Source organism: Xenorhabdus sp. Sc-CR9 (genome assembly GCF_963897815.1).
GTDB lineage: Bacteria > Pseudomonadota > Gammaproteobacteria > Enterobacterales > Enterobacteriaceae > Xenorhabdus.
Window position 1 is genome coordinate 1 of the sequence record NZ_CAWQTY010000019.1, and the last position, 4,967, is coordinate 4,967.

At 38.8% G+C, this 4,967-nt stretch carries 1 protein-coding gene and 2 pseudogenes; 1 reads left to right on the forward strand and 2 read right to left on the reverse strand.

Features of this window, described 5'->3' with window-relative positions:
* A pseudogene (locus AACQ81_RS00980) lies at positions 1-97 on the forward strand (IS5/IS1182 family transposase); the annotation flags it as partial.
* Here AACQ81_RS00980 and AACQ81_RS00985 read toward each other — a convergent pair.
* Together AACQ81_RS00985 and AACQ81_RS00990 are read right to left on the reverse strand one after the other, a co-directional pair.
* Positions 81-4,856: a two-partner secretion domain-containing protein gene (locus AACQ81_RS00985; protein ID WP_237388379.1), complete on the reverse strand. Its 4,776-nt coding sequence runs from the start codon at positions 4,854-4,856 to the stop codon at positions 81-83. The pseudogene AACQ81_RS00980 and the gene AACQ81_RS00985 overlap by 17 nt on opposite strands.
* Positions 4,853-4,967 (reverse strand): annotated as a pseudogene (locus AACQ81_RS00990) (IS630 family transposase); the annotation flags it as partial. The pseudogene AACQ81_RS00990 and the gene AACQ81_RS00985, both read right to left, overlap by 4 nt.

The window sequence follows — 4,967 nt, forward strand, 5'->3', positions numbered from 1 at the left end:
AGCAGTAGCTACTCGGTATGACAAATTAGCAAGAAATTATGAAAGTCTCGTTGCTTTGGCATTTTCAATCATGTGGCTCCCTATGTGGGTCGATTGAAACATGTACAACAAAGGTCAACACGCTCTAATTCAATCAACTCATGTGCAAAGAAATTATGTTCAAGAACGATTTCACTGGCATTTGCACCACTGTTAGCGCCTTGTGCACTGTTTGTAGCAAATGCACCGGCAATACCACCGATGATTTTGCCACCGGCCAGAATTTGTGCGGGATCATTAAATGTCTTAGCCAGTGTCAGCGCACCAAGTTCAGCGGCGAGTGCGCCAGCGGCTGCGCCTCTGGCATCTCCGCCACCAATGTGTGCGGCAATAGCCGATACTGCAGCATGACTAATGGCCTTGCCAGGAGTACCGAGTACTTTGCCATAGTCTCCGATAACATTTGCCCCTTCCGCATTAATTTGATTTCCAGCACTAGCAAGCAATGCTGTAGCGAAATTATCTTTAAAGCTGCCTCCATTAATGGTGGTATTTAAACTGGAGCTGATAATGGATTGTCCAGCAACACGTTGGGCGACTTTGCTCCAATTTGCACCTTTACTTAATAGCGGGATATTTGAGTGGGTTGATGAAGCAGCAGCGTTAGCCCCATCTTTCGCCGCACTCCAGCCCATGGCTTGATCGAATCCGGCCAACGCACCACCAATGGCCATGGAAGTAATGGTTGATTTTACCGTATCACTATTGCCTAGCTCTCTAAACGTTTTAGATAAGTTTCCTTGATTATTAACCAGGGTCACTGCTGCTTTAGAAGCTAAAGATGAGATACCGGCAATGGTTGCGCCGGAAACAAAAGCACCTGTAGTCGTTGCTGTTGCGGCCGTCGCTGCACCCACTCCCGTCGCTGTAGACGCTGTTGATGCGCCAGCCGAAACAGCTAAACCCGATCCCGCGGTCACTGCCGCTACTGCTATTGCTATAACCGCAGAGGCTACCGGGCTTAATTGTTGATGACTATAATCCCAATTAGAATACGCATCCTGAACTTCATTCCATTTTATATCATGTCGGTTGTTTAAATCTTTTAACCAGGCTGCTTCTGGATTTTCGCCAAGAATGCTTAATGCCGTTTTCAGAGATTGGCTTTTCTGTGTTTTAATATCAGCGTTAATGCCTGAATTAGCCTCGACAGTAAATAAACTCCCCGAAGATATCGCTGGTAATGTCCAGGTGGTGTTATTATGTCCACTATTAGATTGTTTGATGAATAAACCTTTCGAGCTACTGGTTATTTGCTCAAACGACGTATTTGGCATGGCAGTAAAATTAACTTTACCATGTGTACTAATAAGGCGGATATTTTTACCGGCTTCTATTTTACTCGCTTCATACGTACTGTCATCATGACTGAGCATGGTAATATTGCCGGCAGCAATAAATTCGCCGACGTCATGACCCGTTTTGTGGCTAATTTCAGTCGTTGTTTTAGTGCCCCCAAAGAAACCACCACTTGAACTTTTTCGGGTTATTTCACGTTTTTCTGAATTCTGTTGTGCTTTGGCGTATAAATATCCCCCTTTAGCCGCCACATCGATAGTGCCGATACGCATGGCTTCAGCCTTATTATGGGCATCTATATCCGCTTGTAATTTTATTTCAGAGTCACCTTTATTTTTAGCCTCTTGTTTAGCCTGAGCCAATTGATTATTCGCGGTAGCCAAAATATTTTTAGCCTGATTAAATCTGGACTCTATTTCATTGAATTTATTCTGTTTAGGTGCTAGTTTTTCTCTGTCTTCTTTGGTTGCTCTTGCAATTCGGTCGTCCCTCATTTTTATAAGAGCTGTATATGCTTGTGCATTCATTGCGTTTATTTTTTTAAATTCATCATGGATTCCATCATAAATTTTAATTAATCGATCTTCTTCATTTTTAATGATTTGTCTTAATTCATTGACTTCTTTCTCTATAGGAGATTTTTCTCTTGCAATGATTTCAAGCTTTTCTTGAGCTGATCTCATATTAGCTTCTGCATTAATTACGGGACCACTATGATTTGACATTGGAATAGGGTCTTTCCAAACCGCGCCTAATCCTTTGGCAGTTAATTTAGTGGCTTCAAATAAAATACTCCCATTAGTAAAGAGTTTTAATATTCCACCTGCAGTTAACTCAGAGACTTCATTGGCTATTTGTTGAATTTTATAACCATCCTTGGAGCTATTTTTATAAAGGGTGATTGACTCAAAATTCATGTTCTTTTCTGAAGAGACTAAAATATTGCCATTTGACGATAATTTTGAACCTTCAGTTAAAATTTCACCGCCAGATATTAGATTAATATCTTTATGGGCTTTAATGGTTGTAATAATGTTTTTATTTGGTGGTATAGCAATAACGGGGAGTGAATATTTTAAGACTTCTACCCCATTATTCTCAAAAAAATAGGGAATACCTAATAAGTTTATTGAATTTCCGGCTAATAAATTTGTTGAACCTTGAGTGGAAATATCTAAACCTTCTAAGGTGATATCATGTTGTGCATTAATTAATAGATTGTTTCCGGATTTGATATGAGTTTGAATTTTAGGTGCTTTAGTTACCGTGGAAACACTGAAATGGTTTGGTTCAAATTCTTTTGAATATTGATTCAAATTGTAGCCAGCATATAGATCAATATCTTTTTCAGCATCTAAATTCACTCTGTTTAAGGACAGGTTTCCACCACTGTTGATTAAAATAGACCCTGATGAATCTAATTTTGCAGTAGGGGATAAACTATCAAATAATTTTTCTTCCTGGTCAGTTGAAAGTTGTTGAATTGGGTTATGGTGGTTTAATAAATCATCAGTGTGCTCAATGGTAATATCTTTATTTGCATTGAATGCGATATTTTTACTTTTAGATACAAACAATGTATCTTTAAGATAAATATCTTTCCCGGCTGAAATACTTAAATCGGCAGAAGCATCTAATTTACTCAATAAGCGAGTATTATCTGAATAAAAAGCTCTTAATGAATTTTTTACATTTACGTTACCATTATTACTGATTAAGGAAATATTTTTGCTTTTTAAATTACTGTCTAATAAATTAATATCATAACGTGCTGCGATAGATATATTTTCTCCCGAATTTAACACAGCTAATGATGTTTTAACTGCGTTATCAGCAATGACACTCACATCCTTATCTGCTTTTGTTTCATTTGAAAGATAGACATCTTTAGCATGCAGCAAAATGTTTTTTGCATTTAAAGCTACATAATTATTACCATAAATTACTTGATTGATATTGTTAGCTTCACTCGGCAATTCATTTTTTATAGATATTGATTCTTTAAAATCAGCAACCAAACTATTTTTAGCACTTAATATTGATTGAAAAACACCATTGTTTTTCCATATTAATATATCTCTATTTAAAATATTTTCTCTATCTTCCGAATGAAAATATTCTTTATACTTCTCTAATAATCCAAAATAAATTCCACTATTTTTTAAATGTGTTCCTGTCAGGATTAAATTATTTTTTGCAGAGATATTACTATTTTTGTTAGTTAAATTTTCCCCATATAAATAAGCATCATGACCTGATTCAATAACCGCCTGTTTGCTATCAACATTTGATACAAAATCAGCATGTTCCAGTTTAATATCTTTATGGCGACTATCGATAAGAATGGGTTTATTAAAATCAAATTTGAATTTAGGGTTATCTCCATAGCCAGCATTAGAATTTATTTGGTGGTTTGTTTTAGTGACTTGTACATTTTCTTTCTCATTAACTAGGTTTTGAGTTCTGATGATTAAGTCACCACTGTTTGTTTTTATGGTACCGGACTTATTTTCAACTAACTCGTTTTTGTCCCCTTCTGCATTTTTTTGGATCCACATATTGTTATTGGCTTGTAGCAGTGCTTGCGCCCCTGCATTGCTGATAGTGTCACCATAAATCCGCATATCTTGCCCGGCAGTCACACTGCCTTTATTACTCAGTTTGCTGCTGGCAAGAACGATATCCCGTTCTGCCTGAACGGGAGAATTCGGTCCGATATTAATTTCTTTAGCCCCGGCATTTAAGTCGGTTTTAGCCTTAATATTGCCCAGTTCCATTTTGCCATTTGAACTAAGCGTAATATCCTGCTGATGGCTGGTAATATTTTTCAGGTTGACCCCAACCCCATTTTCCGTGGCAACCAGACGAATTTTATTGGCATACATCCCGCCCAGGGCTTTGGTATCGACAGCTAACTGTGGACGGTTCCCTTCTCCGGCAATGGTCTTTGCCGTGCCGTCTGTGAAGGAAATCTGATTAGCGCCCTGAGTCAGTGCAAGATTCTTGGCCTGAATTTTTCCATTCAGCTCTGTCGCCCGGCTGATAATATCAACATAATCTGTTGACTGACCATTTAACCCTTTACCACCAATCGTGATTTGGCCTTTTGTCACTTTCAGGGCTTCCAGTGCACCCTGTTTATCAAATTGCGGTTTACCCGTCGTCAGTATGGCACCGGAAGTATTGATAAACCCACATCCATCACAGGTAATACCATTCGGATTGGCAATCATAACGTTGGCTTTCTGACCGGCCACTTCCAGTTGCCCCAGCAGTTCAGAACGGCTGCTGCCGATGACTTCGTTGATAATGAGTTCGGCCGCCTTTCCCTGCAGATTGGCGTTGGCACTGATTTGACCGGCCAGTTGAGAGTTAACCGCTTGTGTGGCGTTATTTAATATGGCGCCCTGAGTGCCGATATTAAACTCGTTATAGGTATTGTGAGAGATGCCGGCATGATTGGGCGCAGCAATATTCACTACCGGCACATTGCCATTGTTGTGTAAATCACTTTTCATAATAGTGCTCCACTCATTTTTTGTATTCCGGGCTTTTGCTGCGATGAAAACGATCGTAAAAAGACATCGACGTGATTGAGTAATTGCCACATAAATTGACAACAATGATTC

Bases quoted from the DNA above. Each gene is read 5' to 3' on its own strand.
- AACQ81_RS00985 (WP_237388379.1), bottom strand. From the start codon at position 4,856: ATGAAAAGTGATTTACACAACAATGGCAATGTGCCGGTAGTGAATATT.